The 17,980-nt window shown below is 43.0% G+C and carries 16 protein-coding genes, 2 tRNA genes and 2 other RNA genes; 7 read left to right on the forward strand and 13 right to left on the reverse strand.

Features of this window, described 5'->3' with window-relative positions:
* Window positions 1-91: 91 nt before the first annotated feature.
* The 9 genes from EAE92_RS10590 to EAE92_RS10630 all read right to left on the reverse strand — a co-directional run bounded on the left by EAE92_RS10590 (window position 92) and on the right by EAE92_RS10630 (window position 5,827).
* The gene (locus EAE92_RS10590; RefSeq protein ID WP_214068051.1) at window positions 92-859 is read right to left on the reverse strand and encodes a DeoR/GlpR family DNA-binding transcription regulator; all 768 of its coding nucleotides are present in this window, start codon (window positions 857-859) and stop codon (window positions 92-94) included.
* Between the two features lie 12 nt (window positions 860-871).
* Window positions 872-1,648, reverse strand: coding sequence for a 2-oxo-tetronate isomerase (gene otnI / locus EAE92_RS10595; RefSeq protein WP_214068052.1), 777 nt, complete (start codon window positions 1,646-1,648; stop codon window positions 872-874).
* Window positions 1,649-1,670: 22 nt separating this feature from the next.
* Window positions 1,671-2,309: a 3-oxo-tetronate 4-phosphate decarboxylase gene (gene otnC, locus EAE92_RS10600; RefSeq protein WP_214068053.1), complete on the reverse strand. Its 639-nt coding sequence runs from the start codon at window positions 2,307-2,309 to the stop codon at window positions 1,671-1,673.
* Window positions 2,302-3,579, reverse strand: a complete 1,278-nt coding sequence (gene otnK / locus EAE92_RS10605) for a 3-oxo-tetronate kinase (RefSeq protein ID WP_214068054.1) — start codon at window positions 3,577-3,579, stop codon at window positions 2,302-2,304. The genes otnC and otnK overlap by 8 nt, the downstream gene beginning before the upstream one ends.
* On the reverse strand, window positions 3,579-4,484 hold the full coding sequence (gene ltnD, locus EAE92_RS10610; protein WP_214068055.1) for an L-threonate dehydrogenase: 906 nt from the start codon (window positions 4,482-4,484) through the stop codon (window positions 3,579-3,581). Before ltnD ends, otnK begins: the two co-directional genes overlap by 1 nt.
* A 360-nt stretch (window positions 4,485-4,844) precedes the next feature.
* Window positions 4,845-4,929, reverse strand: a tRNA-Tyr gene (locus tag EAE92_RS10615).
* Window positions 4,930-5,078: 149 nt separating this feature from the next.
* Window positions 5,079-5,237 (reverse strand) — tRNA-Tyr (locus EAE92_RS10620).
* A 149-nt stretch (window positions 5,238-5,386) separates the two neighbouring features.
* Window positions 5,387-5,531: non-coding RNA, RtT sRNA (locus tag EAE92_RS10625), on the reverse strand.
* A 163-nt stretch (window positions 5,532-5,694) separates the two neighbouring features.
* Window positions 5,695-5,827: non-coding RNA, RtT sRNA (locus tag EAE92_RS10630), on the reverse strand.
* Between the two features lie 58 nt (window positions 5,828-5,885).
* On the opposite strand from EAE92_RS10630, the gene EAE92_RS10635 reads away from it, so the two are divergent.
* Together EAE92_RS10635 and EAE92_RS10640 are read left to right on the forward strand one after the other, a co-directional pair.
* Window positions 5,886-6,065 (forward strand): type II toxin-antitoxin system HicA family toxin, encoded by a 180-nt coding sequence (locus EAE92_RS10635; RefSeq protein ID WP_036805646.1) that lies wholly within the window; start codon window positions 5,886-5,888, stop codon window positions 6,063-6,065.
* Window positions 6,066-6,123: 58 nt separating this feature from the next.
* Window positions 6,124-6,537, forward strand: coding sequence for a type II toxin-antitoxin system HicB family antitoxin (locus EAE92_RS10640; RefSeq protein WP_036805649.1), 414 nt, complete (start codon window positions 6,124-6,126; stop codon window positions 6,535-6,537).
* Between the two features lie 178 nt (window positions 6,538-6,715).
* Here the strand turns inward: EAE92_RS10640 and purU are convergent, their stop codons facing one another.
* Together purU and EAE92_RS10650 are read right to left on the reverse strand one after the other, a co-directional pair.
* On the reverse strand, window positions 6,716-7,564 hold the full coding sequence (gene purU, locus EAE92_RS10645) for a formyltetrahydrofolate deformylase (RefSeq protein ID WP_046397232.1): 849 nt from the start codon (window positions 7,562-7,564) through the stop codon (window positions 6,716-6,718).
* 45 nt (window positions 7,565-7,609) lie between these two features.
* Window positions 7,610-8,089 (reverse strand): YchJ family protein, encoded by a 480-nt coding sequence (locus EAE92_RS10650; RefSeq protein WP_214068056.1) that lies wholly within the window; start codon window positions 8,087-8,089, stop codon window positions 7,610-7,612.
* A 157-nt stretch (window positions 8,090-8,246) separates the two neighbouring features.
* Between EAE92_RS10650 and rssB the strand changes: the two genes are divergently transcribed.
* The 4 genes from rssB to EAE92_RS10670 all read left to right on the forward strand — a co-directional run bounded on the left by rssB (window position 8,247) and on the right by EAE92_RS10670 (window position 13,005).
* Window positions 8,247-9,272 carry a two-component system response regulator RssB gene (gene rssB, locus EAE92_RS10655; protein WP_214068057.1) on the forward strand — a complete coding sequence of 342 codons (1,026 nt, stop codon included), beginning with the start codon at window positions 8,247-8,249 and terminating at the stop codon, window positions 9,270-9,272.
* 381 nt (window positions 9,273-9,653) lie between these two features.
* Window positions 9,654-10,616 (forward strand): UTP--glucose-1-phosphate uridylyltransferase GalU, encoded by a 963-nt coding sequence (gene galU / locus EAE92_RS10660; RefSeq protein ID WP_281422776.1) that lies wholly within the window; start codon window positions 9,654-9,656, stop codon window positions 10,614-10,616.
* A gap of 23 nt (window positions 10,617-10,639) precedes the next feature.
* Window positions 10,640-11,983 (forward strand): UDP-glucose dehydrogenase family protein, encoded by a 1,344-nt coding sequence (locus EAE92_RS10665; protein ID WP_214068058.1) that lies wholly within the window; start codon window positions 10,640-10,642, stop codon window positions 11,981-11,983.
* 8 nt (window positions 11,984-11,991) lie between these two features.
* A complete protein-coding gene (locus tag EAE92_RS10670) occupies window positions 11,992-13,005 on the forward strand; it encodes an NAD-dependent epimerase (RefSeq protein ID WP_036805656.1) in 1,014 nt (337 codons plus the stop codon).
* A 297-nt stretch (window positions 13,006-13,302) separates the two neighbouring features.
* Here the strand turns inward: EAE92_RS10670 and hns are convergent, their stop codons facing one another.
* Window positions 13,303-13,707, reverse strand: coding sequence for a histone-like nucleoid-structuring protein H-NS (hns, locus tag EAE92_RS10675; RefSeq protein ID WP_036777152.1), 405 nt, complete (start codon window positions 13,705-13,707; stop codon window positions 13,303-13,305).
* A 644-nt stretch (window positions 13,708-14,351) separates the two neighbouring features.
* Between hns and EAE92_RS10680 the strand changes: the two genes are divergently transcribed.
* On the forward strand, window positions 14,352-14,975 hold the full coding sequence (locus EAE92_RS10680; RefSeq protein WP_214068059.1) for a thymidine kinase: 624 nt from the start codon (window positions 14,352-14,354) through the stop codon (window positions 14,973-14,975).
* Window positions 14,976-15,141: 166 nt separating this feature from the next.
* On the opposite strand, the gene adhE is transcribed toward EAE92_RS10680, so the two are convergent.
* Window positions 15,142-17,775, reverse strand: a complete 2,634-nt coding sequence (gene adhE, locus EAE92_RS10685; RefSeq protein WP_214068060.1) for a bifunctional acetaldehyde-CoA/alcohol dehydrogenase — start codon at window positions 17,773-17,775, stop codon at window positions 15,142-15,144.
* Window positions 17,776-17,980: the final 205 nt, after the last annotated feature.

Consider the following 17,980-nt stretch of genomic DNA (forward strand, 5'->3'; position numbering starts at 1 on the left):
CCCCGGTCACATAGTTACCTATGCTCCCGAGGATTCGCTCCCTTGCCGTCGCGACGCATCTTGAAATCCATAGGGTATAGGGTTCTTATCCTTATACGCTGACGGTATGTAATATCAGATTGTGTTCTCGTAATTGTTGCTGCACTTTCGGTGGAAGCTGGCTGTCACAGACAATATCATCCAAACTTGAAAGCGGGCAGACGCGAAACATGCCGTATTTGCCATATTTACTGCTATCAGACACCAAAACACGTCGGCGGGCGATTTCCAATACTGCTTGTTTGACTAAAACTTTTTCTTCATGCGGCGTGGAGACACCATGTTCCAGATCCCATGAGCTGGTGCTAATAAAGGCAATATCCACATTTAGGTTGCGAAGCAACATAGCGGCGATAGGGCCGACACAGGAATGATTTCTCTTATCTACCTGTCCCCCGGTATGGAACAGATTTAATTGGGGTTTGTTCATCAGGTATTGGGTAATGGAAAAATCGTTCGTGATGATAGTGAGGTTAAAACGCTCAGCCAGAACCTTGGCGATTTCAAACGTGGTGGTGCCGGCGTCAAGATAGACCACTTGTCCATCTTCAACCATAGAGACTGCGTAGTGACCAATTTCCCGCTTATGACGATGATTAAGCCGGGCTTTTTCATTCCAGGGCAATTCCTGACGTAAAACATCACTAAGTTGCACGCCGCCACTGACGCTAACGACCTTTCCTTCCTCCTCCAGAGTGTGGATATCCCGCCGTACTGTCATATGTGAGACATTCATCAGTTTAACCAGCGCGCTGATGGAAATTGTCTGATATTCATGTACGTAACGATAAATAAAGTCTCTACGCTCTGATGGAAGCATATTTTCTCCTGATTATTTCTGTACTTTGGTCAACCAATTCAGACCATCTTCTGTGTGACCCGCAGGGTGATATTCACAGCCAAACCACCCTTGATAGCCCATTTCATCTAGTTTGTTAAATAGCCACGGATAGTTCACCTCGCCGCTATCGGGTTCGTGGCGGTCGGGCACGGAGGCAATCTGGATGTGACTGAATTTACCCCATAGACGTTCAATGGCGCGGAGCAAATCTCCTTCCATAATCTGGCAGTGATAAAGATCTAGCTGGATAAAAACATTTTGACGGTCAATTGATTTGAGTAATGTTTCAGCCTGATGCTGAGTCGTCAGAAAGTAACCTGGCATATCACGAGTATTAATCGGTTCAATTAATACGTTGATGTTATGTTCTGCCATCACATCAGCGGCATGTTGAATGTTGCTGATATAACATTCACGTTGTTGTATCAGAAATTGGGCATCCAGTTTTCCCGCCATCGCATGAACTTGCTTGCAGTTCAGCGCCAGTGCATATTTCAGCGCGGTTTGTACACCTTCGGCAAATTCTTTTTCACGGCCAGGAATAGAGGCGATCCCCCTTTCTCCCGCGTCCCAATTTCCGGCGGGCATGTTGAACAGAACTTGGGTTAATTGATGCTGTTTTAATAGGGCGGCCAGTTCTTCCGCCGCCGCTTCATAAGGAAACAGATATTCAACGCCTTTAAATCCAGCTTTGGCTGCACGGGCAAAACGTTCTGTGAAAGGTACGTCGTTGAACATCATGCTCAAGTTCGCCGCAAATTTAGCCATGATGAATTCCTTGTTTGTTTACTCAGTTCTTGGGGTAACGAGTTTCAAGTTCTTGCACTTGCTCTTCATTTAATGTGGTGAAGCCATGTGGCAGTAACGTTAAATAGAGCCGGGCGGTATCTTCCAATTCCTCTGCGTTGAAAAAAGCTTGCCGTAAAGTTTTGCCGCCGACAACAGGTCCGTGGTTGGATAGCAGGATTGCGTTGTGTTTTGCGGCCAGCTTCGCAATTTCCTCGCCGATTCTTTCATCTCCTGGTGGTAGATATTTGACCAGAGGCAGTTTTCCAACTCGCATCACATAGTAGGGCGTAATGGGCGGCAGACAGTTACTTTTATCCAGATTGGATAGGCAGGAAAGGGCGGTTAACCAAGGGGAATGTAGATGGACCACCGCACGGCATTCGGGACGGTTGCGATACATTGCCAGGTGCATGGAAACTTCTTTGGTGGGTTTGTCACCGGATAGCCAGTTACCTTCCGCGTCCAGCTTACTCAGGCGATTGGCTTGCAAGTCGCCAAAACTGGAGTTGGTCGGCGTGATGATAATCGCGCCATCTTCCAGTTTGGCACTGATGTTACCTGCGCCGCCGCTGCTATAACCTCGGTAGAACATTGAGCGAGCCCATTCGACTAATTCTATCCGTAGTGCTTGTTCACTCATGAAACATCTCCTGTACATGCAGGAAGAAATCAATATCGCCGAAGTTGCCTGATTTTAACGCCAGCCAATAATTGTGTTGTCGATCGTGTACCCAAGGTACGCCCGGGGCGATTGGCGCACCGATATTGAACTGTTTGATATCCAGACTTTGTACTATCTTACCGGCGGTTTCGCCGCCTGCGACAATGAAGGTGTTGAATCCGAGCTGACACAGGCTTTTTACAACCTTGGCGAAGGTGTTTTCTATTGCTTTACTGGCAGTGGCGGCGCCGTATTGTTGTTGGATTTTCTGTAATGTTTCCGGGGGGTGAGTTGCGTATAGCATGGGCGCCAGATGGTTTTTGGATTGCTGAATAACCCACGCGACCAGTTTTTCGGCATATTGTGGATCTTTGATGCATGAATCAATATTCAGGGCCTTGGCAGGGGCCAGTTTCTGGTACAGGGCAACTTGTTTGTTGGTCATGATGGAACAACTGCCGGAAAGGATCACAGTGCGTCTATTCTCGGCGGATGGGGTTGCCCCTTCCAGTTGGCATGGCATTAATGGCTTACCGGTGTCGGTGCTGGCAAGGGCAGCGCCAAGGCCGGAACCCCCAGTGATTAATTTCAGTTCTGACGCCGCTCTGGCAATAGGCAGCAGGTCATTCATGGAGAAGGTGTCTGTTACCGCGTAACGTATGTTTTGTTGTTGTAAATGATTTATTCGTTCGCGGATTGCCTGTTCTCCCTGGTGTACGCATGCCAGATCCACCAGATCTGCTTTTCCCTGAGCCTGTTGTTCCATCAGGCGTAGTAAATTGGCGTCTGTCATTGGTGTTACGGGATGGTGCTGCATCCCGCTTTCATTAAGTAGTTGACCATTAACAAATAGATGTCCATGTACAACTGTTCGCCCGTTAACCGGGAGGGCAGGAGAGATCAGCGTGATGTCTGTTTTCAGTTCATCCATCAGGGCATCGGTGACCGGTCCAATGTTGCCTTTACTGGTGGAGTCAAAAGTTGAGCAGTATTTGAAGAATATTTGTTGACAACCGGCTTTCTGACGTAACCAACGGCAGGATTTCACCGCGTTATTCACCGCTTCGTCTATCGGGCAGGAACGGCTTTTCAGGCTGATAACGATAGCGTCAATATCCTGTGGAATAGCGGTATTTTCATCAGGCGTATTCAGTAGCTGGACGACTCGCCAGCCGCTTTGCACCATAAAACCGGCGATATCGGTTGCGCCGGTAAAATCATCGGCGATAACGCCCAATTTAATGGTCATTACTTTTTCTCCGGCAAAGTGATACCTTTAAATGTTTTGATAACCGCGCTGTCATCCCATTGGCCGAAACCTTCGTTACTGGCGGCAAGGAACATTTGATGGGCAGCGGCTGATAATGGTAGTGGGAATTTCAGATCTTTACCTGTTTCTAATGCTAATCCCAGATCTTTGACAAAAATATCTACAGAGGATTTGGCGGTGTAATCTCCCGCCAGAATATGGGGAACGCGGTTTTCAAACATCCAAGAGTTACCGGCAGCGTGGGTTACAATATCGTACATCAATTCTAGGGAAATACCGGCTTTAGCTGCCAATGCCATACTTTCTGCGGCGGCTGCAATATGTATACCTGCAAGTAGTTGATGGATTGTTTTAACGGTAGATCCTTGACCAACTTCATTTCCGACATGGTAGAGGCGTTCGGTGGTGGCATCAAATACGGGTTTTAGTTGTTCAAATAACGCGGGTTCGCCGGAAGCCATAACGGTAAGTTGGCCTTGTTCGGCTTTTAGTGCGCCACCTGAAATAGGCGCGTCCAGCATGTTGAGGTTGTATTGGTTAAGACGATGGGCAAAATCTTTAGCTTGTCCTGCGGCAACGGTACTGTGAAGCACAATGATCGTACCGGCTTTTAGTTGGTTGACTAGCGGTGTTTCGCCTTCGAACAGGATGCTTTCTATTTGAGCGCCATTGACGACGACGAGTAGGATAGCATCCAGCTCTGGCGCCCAGTTTACGGCGCTGTTTGCAGCCGCCTTAGCGCCCGCTTGCAGAAGCTGGTCACAGGCTTCTGGATTTAAGTCAAATCCATATGTGGGAATACCCGCGCGTATTAACGCGCGGGCAATTCCCATACCCATAGCCCCCAATCCTATAATTCCTATTTTTTGTGTTGATTGGTTCATGATGGTTCCCTAGTGTTGTTGTTATAATTTGTTATTTTTTATAATTATTTCACATGAAATTTCACAAATACACGATGGTTATCACATTCGAATGCCCGCTGTTTGAAGATGGATTTTATTTTAATTGTTTGATTTATATGGTTTATATTGGGTGATTGTGGAATGTTAAGTTTCACATAATGGTGTGATGAGAAATATGGTTGTGAGAGCACACTAAGGTGGGTAAGCGCGTTTAGTTGAGTTCTTTTAGAGGTGTTAGTTAGTCTCTGGAGCTGTTTAAGGATAGATAATTTAGGAGCGTTGATGTAGGTTGTCTGTCTTCGGATGAGTAGGGGGATATCGGGTGCTAAGAAGTATTTGTGGTGGTGGGGGAAGGATTCGAACCTTCGAAGTCTGTGACGGCAGATTTACAGTCTGCTCCCTTTGGCCGCTCGGGAACCCCACCAGATTTTGAAATGTATCACTGTTGTTGACAGCGGACGGAATCATATCAGATGAACCGCTGCTGTAAAGCATATATTGAAAAATAAGTGACTATATGCTGATTTTCCAGCCTTATTGATCTTGTTGTGAGCAAATAAGTGGTTTGTTTGCTGGTGGCGGGGGAAGGATTACTCGTCACTGCGTTCCTCGCCCTGCGGGCCAACGCGTCGCAAGCGCCGCATTGTTGTTTCGCTACGCTCAACTCGAACCTTCAAAGTCTGTGATGGCAGATTTACTGTCTGCTCCCTTTGGCCGCTCGGGAACCTCACCCGATTTTGAGAAGTATGATTGTCGTTGACAGAGGACGGAATCACATCAGATGAACCGCTACTGTAAAGCATATATTGAAAAATAAGTGACGATATGTTGGTTTTCTACCTTTATTGATCTTGTTGTGAGCAAATAAGTGGTTTGTTTGCTGGTGGTGAGGGAAGGATTACTCGTCACTGCGTTCCTCGCCCTGCGGGCCAACGCGTCGCAAGCGCCGCATTGTTGTTTCGCTGCGCTCAACTCGAACCTTCAAAGTCTGTGACGGAAGATTTACCGTCTGTTCTCTTTGGCCGCTCGGGAACCTCACCCGATTTTGAGAAGTATGATTGTCGTTGACAGAGGCCGGAATCACATCAGATGAACCGCTACTGTAAAGCATATATTGAAAAATAAGTGACGATATGCTGATTTTCCAGCCTTATTGATCTTGTTGTGAGCAAATAAGTGGTTTGTTTGCTGGTGGTGAGGGAAGGATTACTCGTCACTGCGTTCCTCGCCCTGCGGGCCAACGCGTCGCAAGCGCCGCATTGTTGTTTCGCTGCGCTCAACTCGAACCTAATTTAAATAGGGTTATCGAGGTTATTTTTTATTGATATTTGGAGTTATTGGGGTTATTGTTATTGCCAGGTTAAACGGATAGGAGTTGATTTGAGAAGTGCAGATTTAATTAAAGAAGTTGAGAAAAAAGGGTGGGTACTGGTAAGAATCAATGGGAGTCATCATCATTTTAAACACCCTGAACGTAATGACTTGTTGACAATTCCACATCCAAAACAGGAAATCAAAGTGGGATTGCTCAGGAAAATACAGAAGCAAGTGGGGCTGTAAGCCCCCTTATCTGCATCTGCACTAATCAAATTTCTTAAAATTATTGGAGGAGTATAACGTGTTATATCCTATTGCGATTGAAATTGGTGATGAGAACCACGCTTACGGCGTGGTTGTGCCCGATATATCAGGTTGTTTCTCTGCGGGTGATTCAATGGAGGATGTAATAAAAAACGCCAAGGAAGCTATCTCTGGGCATTTAGAGTTATTGGCCGAAATGAACCAATTACCCCCTGAAGCGAAGCCATTAGATTACTGGATCAAAGATGAAGAATACTCAGGGTGGGCATGGGCTGTAATTGACATTGATGTTGAACCATATTTAGGTAAATCGACAAAATTCAACGTCACTCTGCCTGATTTGTTATCAAAGAAAATCGATGATCAAGTTAAAGCAAGTCCAAACCTGTATAAGAATCGTAGCCACTTTTTGCAAGTGGCTGCTTTGCATGAATTGCAAAACGGTATTTAGTGTTGTGAATAAATAAGCGGTCTGTTTGTTGGTGGCGGGGAAAGGATGACTCGTCACTTTTGAAAAGTCACTGCTATTGCTTACAGCGGCTAGGATCACATTAAATCAATCGCCGCTGTAAAGCATATGCTTGAAAAGAAGCTACTGTGTGCTGCTTTTGAGCCTAATTAATTCAGTTTTAAAGAATTACAGTTCGGTTGCCGTAAACAAAAACTCGTTGAGCAAGAACCCAATATAGAGCATGGCTCAGAGCATTTTTTTCAACATCCCGGCCCGCTCTCATCATATCTTCAGCGGTGTATGTATGGTCTATGTTAATGACCTTCTGAGTAATAATTGGACCTTCATCCAGGTTATTATTCACATAATGCGCTGTCGCTCCGATGATTTTTACCCCTCTCTCGTAAGCCTGATGATAAGGACGCGCCCCGATAAATGCAGGTAAAAAGGAGTGGTGAATGTTAATAATCTGATTTGGATAATGCTGGACAAATTCTGGCGTCAGTACTCGCATGTATTTAGCTAATACCACGTAGTCAGGTTTGTATTGGTCAATCTGGGCAATCAGTTTTTCATCATGTTGTTCACGGGTTAAACCTTCATGACTAATCAAGTGGAAAGGAATGCCAAATTGCTCAACCAACGATTGTAATGTTGCGTGGTTGCCGATAACAGCGGCAATTTCAACGTCAAGCCCATCATAAGCGCTTTTCATGAGCAAATCCCCAAGACAATGCGCTTCTTTTGTCACCATAATGACAATACGCCGACGCCCCGCACTATTTAATTCCCGTTGAGAACCCACCGGAAGCGCATCATCTAAGTCAGCAAGAAATGTCTCATCATTGAAGATTCCTTCAAGCTCAGTACGCATAAAAAAGCGGCCAGTGCGATGATCGACGAATTCATTATTCTGAACTATATTCAGCTGGTGTTTGTAGCAAATATTCGTAATTTTGGCGATCAGTCCTTTGGCGTCAGGGCAAATAGTACGTAGAATTTTCTTTTGTATATGTTGATGTTGCATGAATAGGATTGTCCTTAAATATTTTGCGTTTTCTGTTTGTGGATCTTAACCACAACATTTTTTGTATTTTTTGCCTGAACCACATGGGCAGGGGCTATTACGGCCAATTTGAGGTTTTACGCCATCAATAGGTTTTACACCATCGATATAGTACCAACGCTGGTCTATACGAAGAAAACGTGAACGCTCATGAATAAGTTGCTTATCTTGGGATTTATGATCAAGAAAGCAAGCTGAAAATTCAACATAGGCTTCGTTATCATTTTTGCCTTTTTCAGTTGTAATAACATTTAGTCCGAGCCACTGGGTAACAATAAAACTCTGTTCTATGTCTAAACGCCACTTTTCAGCCTGGCAGTCAGGATGCCAGCTGGTAATAAGATAATCGGCGTTGTGCTTTACATAGGCACTGTATCGAGAACGCATCAGTGATTCGGCTGTCGGGGCAAATTTTATGTTTTGGAGATAAGGGGAACAGCAATCCGCAAAATCTATTCCACTACCACAAGGACATAGCTCTGTCAAAATAACTCCAATTGTAAAGGGTGAAATACCATTTTTATGGGTTTTCTATTGCAAAGAAACGTAAGAGAACAAATGATAGTCACTTAATTGAACTAATATGAGTGATAGTACCTAAGAAAAGGTGAAGGTCGCAATATTAAGGTAAGGGAGCGCATTTATGGAAAAGGCACTGGCAGGCAAAAAAATTCTGATTGTGGAGGACGAACCCGTTTTTTGTTCTTTGCTGGCAGGGTATTTGCAAACGTTGGGCGCTAAGGTATTAGTCGCATCTAATGGGGCTGTTGCACTACAGGTGCTGGGACGCGAAGCTCATATTGAACTTATTTTGTGTGATTTAGATATGCCGATTATGAATGGTATTGAATTTATTGCGAAATTGACGAATGAGGGTATTAGTATTCCGGTTATTATTATTTCAGCAACTAACAAGATGGCCGAAATTGATGAGGTGCTTCGTTTAGGAGCAAAAGATGTTTTATTAAAACCTGTTTCAGATCTTAATGAGATAAAAAAATCAGTGTTGGCCTATTTACATCCTACGGTCTTTATGTCTGATGCGATTGAGCAGAATAACTTGAATAAAGATTGGTTAACCCTAAAGCATAATTCAGATGAAGCATTAAATATGCTTAAGCAGTTACAACCTCCAGTGTCTCAAGTGATCGCTCATTGTAAAGTCAACTACCGAAAATTGAATATGATTGATAAACCAGGATTGATTCTCGATATGGCGGCGTTATCTGACAATGAATTGGCTTTTTATTGTCTGGATATTAGCCGCTCAAAAGAGTATGGTGTGATTTCAGCATTATTACTTAGAGTCGTATTTAACAGCTTGTTGCAAGAGCATATCGTGCACCATTCCCGGCGTTTACCCAGTATGGCAGGTATTCTAAATAGAATTAATAACTTGTTGGCAGGTGCGGGGTTACAAGGGCAATTTCCATTGCTGCTTGGGTATTATCATACAATCAATAAAACAGTTCTGCTCACTTCCGCGGGGTTACATGCCAGTATTAAATCGGGTAATCGTCAAATCCAATTAGATAGTGGTGTTCCTCTTGGGACGTTGAGAACGATTTGTTCGAATCAGGTTTGTTCCCATAGTGCTGAATGGCAATGTCGGATTTGGAATACAGATAGTCAAATAAATCTGATGCTTTCTTCAATGTATTCTGGGTGAATATTACCAAGGCGGAATTTTGCTTAAAATGGATTTTAAACATTAGGTCACGGTAATGTAATTAAACAGGACAGTGCTGTTTATCGGGGGGAATTAGCTGGTATACTTCGCCTATTATGCTAGGAATCTATCTAATCAGGCTATTTTATTTGCCGCTCTTTAGTACAAAGAGCGGATTTAGCGCTGCTCAGGTAAAAATGATATCTTTTTTGAGTAGTCAGAGGGGTAAACGAGGCGGTGAACTCTGTGTATGCACCGGTTTCTGCGCTCGGTTTATTGACATAAAATAATCAGTAATAATGATGCCTTATTAAAGAATCGGCACTGATTTTGAGTTGAAAACGGATTTGTTTCAGCCAAAAAACATCGGGAGAAAGATTAATGCCATTGGTAAACGAACTATCGGTAAACAAACCATCAGTAGAAAAACTATCAGTAAAAAAAACAGTAAAGAAAGCCGTTATTCCAGTAGCGGGTTTGGGAACGAGGATGTTGCCTGCTACGAAAGCAATTCCTAAAGAGATGTTGCCTTTAGTGGATAAACCGCTTATTCAGTATGTCGTTAATGAATGTATTGCCGCTGGCATTAATGAAATTATCTTGGTGACCCATTCATCAAAAAATTCAATTGAAAACCATTTTGATACCAGTTTTGAGTTAGAGGCAATCCTTGAGAAAAGGGTGAAGCGTCAGTTGTTGGATGAAGTTCAATCTATTTGTCCAAGTCATGTCACCATTATGCAAACTCGTCAGGGAATTGCTAAAGGATTAGGGCATGCGGTGTTATGCGCCAAGCCTTTAATTGGTGATGAGCCTTTTGCTGTGATACTCCCTGATGTTATTCTTGATGAGTTTAGTACAGATCTGACTAAATATAATCTGAGCGAAATGTTGGTCCGGTATAATGAAACGGGCGCTAGCCAAATATTAGTAGAACCTGTACCTCATGAAGAGGTCTCTAGTTATGGTATTGTCGATTGCCAGGGAGAAAATCTGCAACCCGGTGACAGCAAACCAATTAAGCGTGTAGTTGAAAAACCTGAACCGAAAGAAGCGCCATCAAATCTTTCTATTGTTGGCCGTTATGTGTTGTCCGAGAAGATTTGGTCATTATTAGAAAAAACAGCGCCAGGCGCCGGTGATGAAATTCAACTTACTGATGCAATTGCGATGTTAATAGAGAAGGAGTCTGTGGAAGCCTATCATTTGCAGGGTGTAAGTCATGATTGCGGCAATAAACTTGGTTATATGCAAGCATTTGTCCGGTATGGTATGAAACATCATACTTTGGGCAAAGAGTTTACTGATTGGTTAATGGCTTTGCAGGATCGGGTTAAAGAATAATTTTACGGAAATTTAGGTATTATATGAAAGTTACGGTATTTGGTATCGGTTATGTTGGTTTAGTTCAGGCGGCGGTTTTAGCTGAAGTCGGTCATGATGTTCTTTGTATTGATATAGATGCGAATAAAGTTGAAAATTTGAAAAATGGTCAAATTCCCATTTTTGAACCTGGTTTAGCTCCACTGGTTAAAAAAAATTATGAAGAAGGCCGCTTGAATTTTAGTACGGATGCAAAGGCCGGTGTTGCGCACGGTAAATTACAATTTATTGCTGTCGGCACGCCTCCTGATGAAGATGGTTCAGCAGATTTAAAGTATGTGACAGCGGTGGCTCGTACTATTGCTGAACATATGGAGAGCTATAAGGTCATTATTGATAAGTCTACGGTTCCTGTTGGTACCGCGGATAAAGTTAACGCCGTTGTTAATGAGACTTTGCGTCAACGTAATATTGATATTCCATTTGATGTGGTTTCTAACCCTGAGTTCCTTAAAGAAGGAGCGGCCGTTGCAGATTGTATGCGCCCTGAGCGGATTATTATTGGGTGTGACAATGAAAGAGTTGTTGACCTGATGCATGAATTGTACGAACCGTTTAATCGTAATCATGATCGTATGATTGTGATGGATATCCGTAGCGCAGAACTGACGAAGTATGCTGCTAACTGTATGTTGGCAACGAAAATCAGTTTTATGAATGAGATATCTAATTTAGCAGAAATGCTTGGCGCTGATATTGAGCATGTTCGTCAAGGAATTGGTTCTGATTCCCGTATTGGCTATCATTTTATCTATCCGGGCTGTGGTTATGGTGGCTCATGTTTCCCAAAAGATGTTCAGGCGTTGATTCGTACCGCAGAGCAAATTGGTTATCAGCCTAAAATTCTTCGTGCCGTAGAGCAAGTGAACGAACTGCAAAAGCATAAATTGCCCTCTTTTGTCACGCGCCATTTCGGTGAAGATTTATCCGGTAAGACATTTTCTGTCTGGGGATTATCGTTCAAACCGAATACTGATGATATGCGTGAAGCATCAAGCCGTGTTTTGATGGAAGCATTATGGCAGGCGGGAGCCAAAGTACAGGCTTACGATCCGGAGGCGATGCAGGAAGCCCAGCGTATTTATGGTCAGCGCGATGATTTATTCTTGATGGGGACTAAAGAAGCGGCGCTGAAAGGGGCCGATGCCTTGATCATTTGTACTGAATGGCAAAGTTTTCGCGCGCCGGATTTTGATGTCATAAAAGAGTCTCTCAAGACGCCGGTTATCTTTGATGGCCGAAATCTCTATGATCCTGAGCGCCTGCAATCCCGGGGTTTTATTTATTATGGGATTGGTCGTGGCGCATCCATTAATCCGGTTATCTGAGTAATACAATGAAATTCTTAGTCACAGGCGCTGCTGGTTTTATTGGCTTTCATGTGAGCCAGAGATTATTGCAAATGGGGCATGAGGTTGTAGGTATCGACAACCTTAATGACTATTATGATGTGAGTCTCAAACAAGCACGGTTAGATCTATTATTTGATAAGCCAGGTTTTAAATTTGAAAAGCTGGATTTAGCCGACAGAATAGCCATTCCTGATCTTTTTTCTCGGCACCAATTCCAGCGGGTTATCCATCTAGGAGCTCAGGCGGGTGTTCGCTATTCGTTGCAAAACCCAATGGCTTACATTGATTCGAATATAATAGGGCATATCAATATTTTGGAAGGTTGCCGTCACAATAATGTTGAGCATTTATTATATTCTTCTTCTAGTTCTGTTTATGGATTAAATAGAAAGCAACCGTTTTCTACAAACGATTCAGTTGATCATCCAGTTTCACTATATGCGGCAACGAAAAAGTCAGATGAATTAATGTCTCATAGTTACTCTCATCTTTATCAGTTGCCAACGACAGGCTTGCGTTTTTTTACCGTATATGGCCCGTGGGGACGTCCTGATATGGCTTTATTTAAGTTCACCAAGGCTATGTTATCAGGACAGCCTATTGATGTTTATAACCACGGTAAGATGGTTAGAGATTTTACTTATATAGATGATATTGTTGAATCGATAATCAGATTGCAAGACATCATTCCCGTACCAAATGAGAGCTGGACGGTTGAAGATGGGCAAATATCTGCCAGCTCTGCCCCTTACTGTATTTATAATATTGGTAATGGTCAACCAACTAGACTAGGTGATTTTATTGAAGCCATAGAAGAATCATTAGGCATTCAGGCTAAGAAAAATTTTATGCCCATGCAAGATGGTGATGTTCTGTCGACCTGTGCTGATTCAAGTGACATTTTTCAAAAAATAGGGTTTGCCCCAAATACACCGGTGAAGCAGGGTGTGAAGCAGTTTGTCGAGTGGTATTTGAGTTTCTACCATAAGTCTAAATAAGATGAGGAGCCATTGGCTCCTTTTCTATTGAATCAACGACAGTGATCAGAGGGAAGTAAATAGTTGCGCCTGTTTGACTATTAATTTACCCAGGCATTGGCTAAACGAGTAACTAGCCTGCTTTATCGTAAAGAAATGATAGAAAAACGTGCAATTCGACTAAATTCTTCCCAAGGATACTTATACACGCTCATTCGATAGCCATTAATTCTTTTGTTATCTAAGTTGTTTAATAATAAAAACACCCTTCTATTTTAAAAGGGTGTTTTTAATTAAATTAACTTCAAAAACAATAGATTAGAGTAAGAAGCTTTCCAGAGTTCTTCCTTCTTCTTCAATTGCTTTTTTGATAACAGCAGGTGTACGTCCTTGGCCAGTCCAAGTTTTAGTTTCACCGTTTGTATCAACATACTGGTATTTAGCTGGACGAGCCGGACGTTTTGTTTTACCAGCAGATTTGCCGGCGCTCATTGTCTGAAGTAATTCGCTTGGATCAATTCCTTGGTCAAGAATCATTTTACGAACTTCTTCCAATTTACGTGTACGTTCCTCTAATTCAGCTTGTACCTGACTTTCTTCTTCACGACGCTCTTCAACAACGACGGTCAGTTTCTCAAGTATTTCATCCAAGAACTCAAGTTGGCATTCTCTTGCTTGAGCTCGTAAAGTACGGATGTTATTTAGGGTTTTTAAATCGCTCATTGTCCTGGTCTCAAATTATTAATGATGATGGCTGATGTGGATATAATAATAGAATGCTATTTTATTTTCTGCAATAGTCAATTTATCATATTCGGATAAAATGGCTCTTTTTTTTAAACGTAATTTCTTTACAAAAGTTATATAGCGCTTTTTATACAGCTATTTCGATTGTCATTCCCCAATAACATGTTCAGGGTACCTTTAACAAAGGGGGGACATGATAATCTCTCTAATTTATAAACCAGGTATATACTAAATCGGTAAGTAATTTTAACTGTTTCTTATCATACCTGCTAAAGCAGAATAATACTAAGTTAAAAAAAACTTATGACTAATCCATGAGTTATCGCTGATTTACTGTTACCGTTTTCTGGAAATCAATCACGCACATTATTAATTTGCATACGATATGCAACAAATCAGTCTGGCTTTCATTTCTTAATTTAAACATGAGCATTTGTCATTCAAATGTGCTTTATTACTTGGCTGGTGTGATGATGGTCATGAATCATTAAGACATCACTAAGCTAAATATTTCGCTATATCAACCGGGACAGCTTACTGGGATGGATAATCACGACGAAAGTTTATGGTAAACTCATCTGACTATATGGCTTTATAAATTTTGTTAAGGGGTAGGGCTGATGGCTCAACTTTATTTTTATTACTCCGCAATGAATGCTGGGAAATCGACATCCCTGTTGCAATCCTCATATAACTATAATGAAAGAGGGATGAGAACGCTGGTGTTTACCGCGGAAATTGACACCCGGTTTGAAAAGGGAAAAGTCAATTCTCGGATTGGATTATCTTCTGATGCGCTTCTGTTTAGTCAACAGACGGATATTGGCGAGTTGATCAGAAATGAAAATAAGCAGGCAAAAGTGCATTGTGTGCTGATTGATGAGTGCCATTTTCTCACGAAAGCACAGATTGAACAGCTATGTAAGGTGACTGACTATGATGATATTCCGGTTCTTTGTTATGGGCTGAGAACTGATTTTAGAGGCGAGCTTTTTAGCGGTAGCCAGTATCTTTTGGCGTGGGCTGATAAGTTAGTTGAGTTGAAAACTATTTGTCACTGTGGACGCAAGGCAAGTCGTACATTACGTTTGGATAGCGAAGGCATGGTCATTTATGATGGCGAACAAGTTGATATCGGCGGCAATGAAAAATATGTTTCTGTTTGCCGTAAGCACTATATGGATGCTGTCAGTGAAGTGAGGAAAAGTAAAAGAAGCAACATATGGATGCTGTCAGTGAAGTGAGGAAAAGTAAAAGAAGCAACATGTAATGGGTAATGGATAGTTTTTCTGTGAAGTAGTCAGGATGCTCTGTTTGCGAGTTTGTATTAACAATAGGGCACAGCGGTGAGTTAAAGGGCGCTGATATTAGCGCCCTTAAGTGATATTCAATCAGTTAATAAATTTGTTCTTATCGGCTTTCTTCTGCTGCGATGGTTTCAGTGAATTCTCGTCCATAGTATGAATCCAACAGCAATTGTTTCAGCTCAGAAATCAGTGGATAGCGTGGGTTAGCGCCGGTACATTGGTCGTCGAAGGCATCTTCGGATAACTTATCAATTTTTGCCAGGAAGTCAGCTTCTTGAACGCCCGCTTCGCGGATAGATGTTGGAATACCTAGCTCAGACTTGAGTTCTTCTAGCCAGGCTAATAGTTTTTCAATTTTTGTTACAGTCCGGTCGCCAGTAGCGGATAAACCGAGGTGATCGGCAATTTCAGCGTAACGGCGGCGGGCCTGTGGGCGATCATATTGGCTGAATGCAGTCTGTTTGGTTGGGTTATCGTTAGCGTTATAGCGAATAACGTTACAGATTAGCAGCGCGTTAGCCAAGCCATGAGGGATATGGAACTCCGAACCTAGTTTATGCGCCATTGAGTGACATACGCCCAAGAAGGCGTTAGCAAATGCAATCCCTGCGATAGTTGCTGCGTTATGAACCCGTTCACGGGCAACTGGATTAGTGGCGCCTTCGTGATAGCTGGCAGGTAGGAACTCTTTTAGCAGTTTTAGCGCTTGCAGTGCCTGCCCGTCAGAGTATTCGTTTGCTAAGACTGACACGTAAGCTTCCAGAGCGTGGGTGACGGCATCCAGTCCACCAAAAGCACAGAGTGATTCTGGCATATCCATGACTAGATTGGCATCAACGATGGCGATATTAGGAGTCAATTCATAATCTGCCAGTGGATATTTCTGGCCGGTTGCATCGTCAGTGACAACCGCAAATGGGGTTACTTCAGAACCGGTGCCGGAAGTTGTGGTGATGGCGACCATTTTCGCTTTAACCCCCATTTTTGGGAATCTATAGATGCGTTTACGGATATCCATAAATCGTAGAGCTAACTCTTCGAAATGGGTTTCAGGGTGTTCATACATCACCCACATGATTTTGGCCGCATCCATTGGGGAGCCTCCCCCCAAGGCGATAATAATGTCCGGTTTGAATGAGTGCATTTGTTCCGCGCCTTTACGAACCGTGCTTAGAGTCGGATCTGCTTCAACTTCAAAAAAAACTTCTGTTTCTATCCCGTGGGATTTCAGTACATCAGTGACTTGATCGGCATAACCATGATTGAATAAGAAACGGTCCGTTACGATAAAGGCGCGTTTTGCGCCGTCGGTTGCTACTTCTTCTAATGCCACAGGCAGGGAACCGCGACGGAAGTAAATTGATTTCGGAAGTTTATGCCACAGCATATTTTCTGCTCTTTTCGCCACGGTTTTGGTGTTGATGAGGTGTTTTGGCCCGACATTTTCAGAGATGGAATTTCCTCCCCAGGAGCCGCAACCTAGTGTCAGAGATGGAGCAAGCTTGAAATTGTAGAGATCGCCGATACCTCCCTGAGAAGCCGGTGTATTCACTAGAATACGAGCCGTTTTCATTTTATCGCCGAAATACTTGATTCGTGCCGCCTGATTGTCCTGATCGGTATACAAGCAGGAAGTGTGACCAATTCCACCCATTTCAACCAATTTTTCTGCCTTTTCTACGGCATCTTCAAAACTATTACCACGATACATAGCGAGCAACGGGGATAGTTTTTCGTGAGCAAAGGGTTCTGTTTCATCAATCAAACTCACTTCGCCAATCAAGATTTTGGTCCTTTCCGGAACATGGATGCCTGCCATTTCGGCAATTTTTGTTGCCGGTTGGCCAACAATCTCCGCATTTAGAGAACCGTTTTTTAGAATGATATCTTGAACAGCTTTCAGTTCCTCGCCTTGTAACAGATAACCGCCATGCGTAAAAAATCGTTTACGGACCTGTTCATAAACAGCATCCACCACGATAACGGATTGTTCTGAAGCGCAGATGACGCCGTTGTCAAAGGTTTTGGACATCAGAATAGACGCAATAGCACGTTTAATATCAGCCGATTCATCAATGACAACTGGGGTGTTGCCGGCACCGACGCCGATTGCGGGCTTACCAGAGCTGTATGCCGCTGTGACCATCCCCGGACCACCGGTCGCCAGGATCAGATTGATATCCTGGTGATGCATCAATGCATTGGAAAGTTCAACAGAGGGTTCATCAATCCAGCCAATAATATCTTTTGGCGCCCCTGCCGCAACCGCAGCGGACAGAACTAACTCTGCTGCTTTGGTTGTTGCTTTTTTAGCGCGGGGGTGGGGGGAGAAAATAATACCGTTACGGGTTTTTAGACTGATAAGAGCCTTAAAAATAGCGGTAGATGTTGGGTTTGTGGTTGGCACAATACCGCAAATTAAGCCAATAGGTTCAGCGATAGTGATGGTGCCGAATGTTTTGTTTTCAGACAAAATGCCGCAGGTTTTATCATCTTTATAAGCGTTATAGATATATTCGGAAGCAAAGTGGTTTTTGATCACTTTGTCTTCGACAATGCCCATACCAGATTCTGCTACAGCTAATTTTGCTAAAGGGATACGTGCGTCTGCTGCTGCAAGAGCCGCAGCGCGGAAGATTTTGTCAACTTGCTCCTGAGAAAAGTTAGCAAATTCACGTTGTGCTTTTTTTACCCTGGCAACCAGTTCGTGCAGTTCAGTAACATGAGTTACAGTCATAAAGAAGTACTCCTGAAAATATTAAAAATCTTTTAATATCAATAAATAAGTATTTTTTAGACTATTTAGCTTGGTGATTTTTTGGTAGCTACAGGTTACCATTTGGTATTAAGTATATATTGATCTTAATCACATAAATCTCAAGCTGACTCCTTTCAGCTCAGGTTGATGATAGTTATTATTGAATGAGTGTAAATTAGAGTTA

This window comes from Photorhabdus hainanensis (assembly GCF_018448965.1).
Classification (GTDB): domain Bacteria; phylum Pseudomonadota; class Gammaproteobacteria; order Enterobacterales; family Enterobacteriaceae; genus Photorhabdus; species Photorhabdus akhurstii.

Excerpts from the sequence above, each read along its gene's own strand:
- otnC (WP_214068053.1), bottom strand. The coding sequence starts at position 2,309 with ATGAGTGAACAAGCACTACGGATAGAATTAGTCGAATGGGCTCGCTCA.
- EAE92_RS10665 (WP_214068058.1), top strand. The coding sequence starts at position 10,640 with ATGAAAGTTACGGTATTTGGTATCGGTTATGTTGGTTTAGTTCAGGCG.
- otnK (WP_214068054.1), bottom strand. The coding sequence starts at position 3,579 with ATGACCATTAAATTGGGCGTTATCGCCGATGATTTTACCGGCGCAACC.
- rssB (WP_214068057.1), top strand. The coding sequence starts at position 8,247 with ATGGAAAAGGCACTGGCAGGCAAAAAAATTCTGATTGTGGAGGACGAA.
- EAE92_RS10590 (WP_214068051.1), bottom strand. The coding sequence starts at position 859 with ATGCTTCCATCAGAGCGTAGAGACTTTATTTATCGTTACGTACATGAA.
- ltnD (WP_214068055.1), bottom strand. The coding sequence starts at position 4,484 with ATGAACCAATCAACACAAAAAATAGGAATTATAGGATTGGGGGCTATG.
- hns (WP_036777152.1), bottom strand. The coding sequence starts at position 13,707 with ATGAGCGATTTAAAAACCCTAAATAACATCCGTACTTTACGAGCTCAA.
- purU (WP_046397232.1), bottom strand. The coding sequence starts at position 7,564 with ATGCAACATCAACATATACAAAAGAAAATTCTACGTACTATTTGCCCT.
- otnI (WP_214068052.1), bottom strand. The coding sequence starts at position 1,648 with ATGGCTAAATTTGCGGCGAACTTGAGCATGATGTTCAACGACGTACCT.
- EAE92_RS10680 (WP_214068059.1), top strand. The coding sequence starts at position 14,352 with ATGGCTCAACTTTATTTTTATTACTCCGCAATGAATGCTGGGAAATCG.
- EAE92_RS10670 (WP_036805656.1), top strand. The coding sequence starts at position 11,992 with ATGAAATTCTTAGTCACAGGCGCTGCTGGTTTTATTGGCTTTCATGTG.
- galU (WP_281422776.1), top strand. The coding sequence starts at position 9,654 with ATGCCATTGGTAAACGAACTATCGGTAAACAAACCATCAGTAGAAAAA.
- adhE (WP_214068060.1), bottom strand. The coding sequence starts at position 17,775 with ATGACTGTAACTCATGTTACTGAACTGCACGAACTGGTTGCCAGGGTA.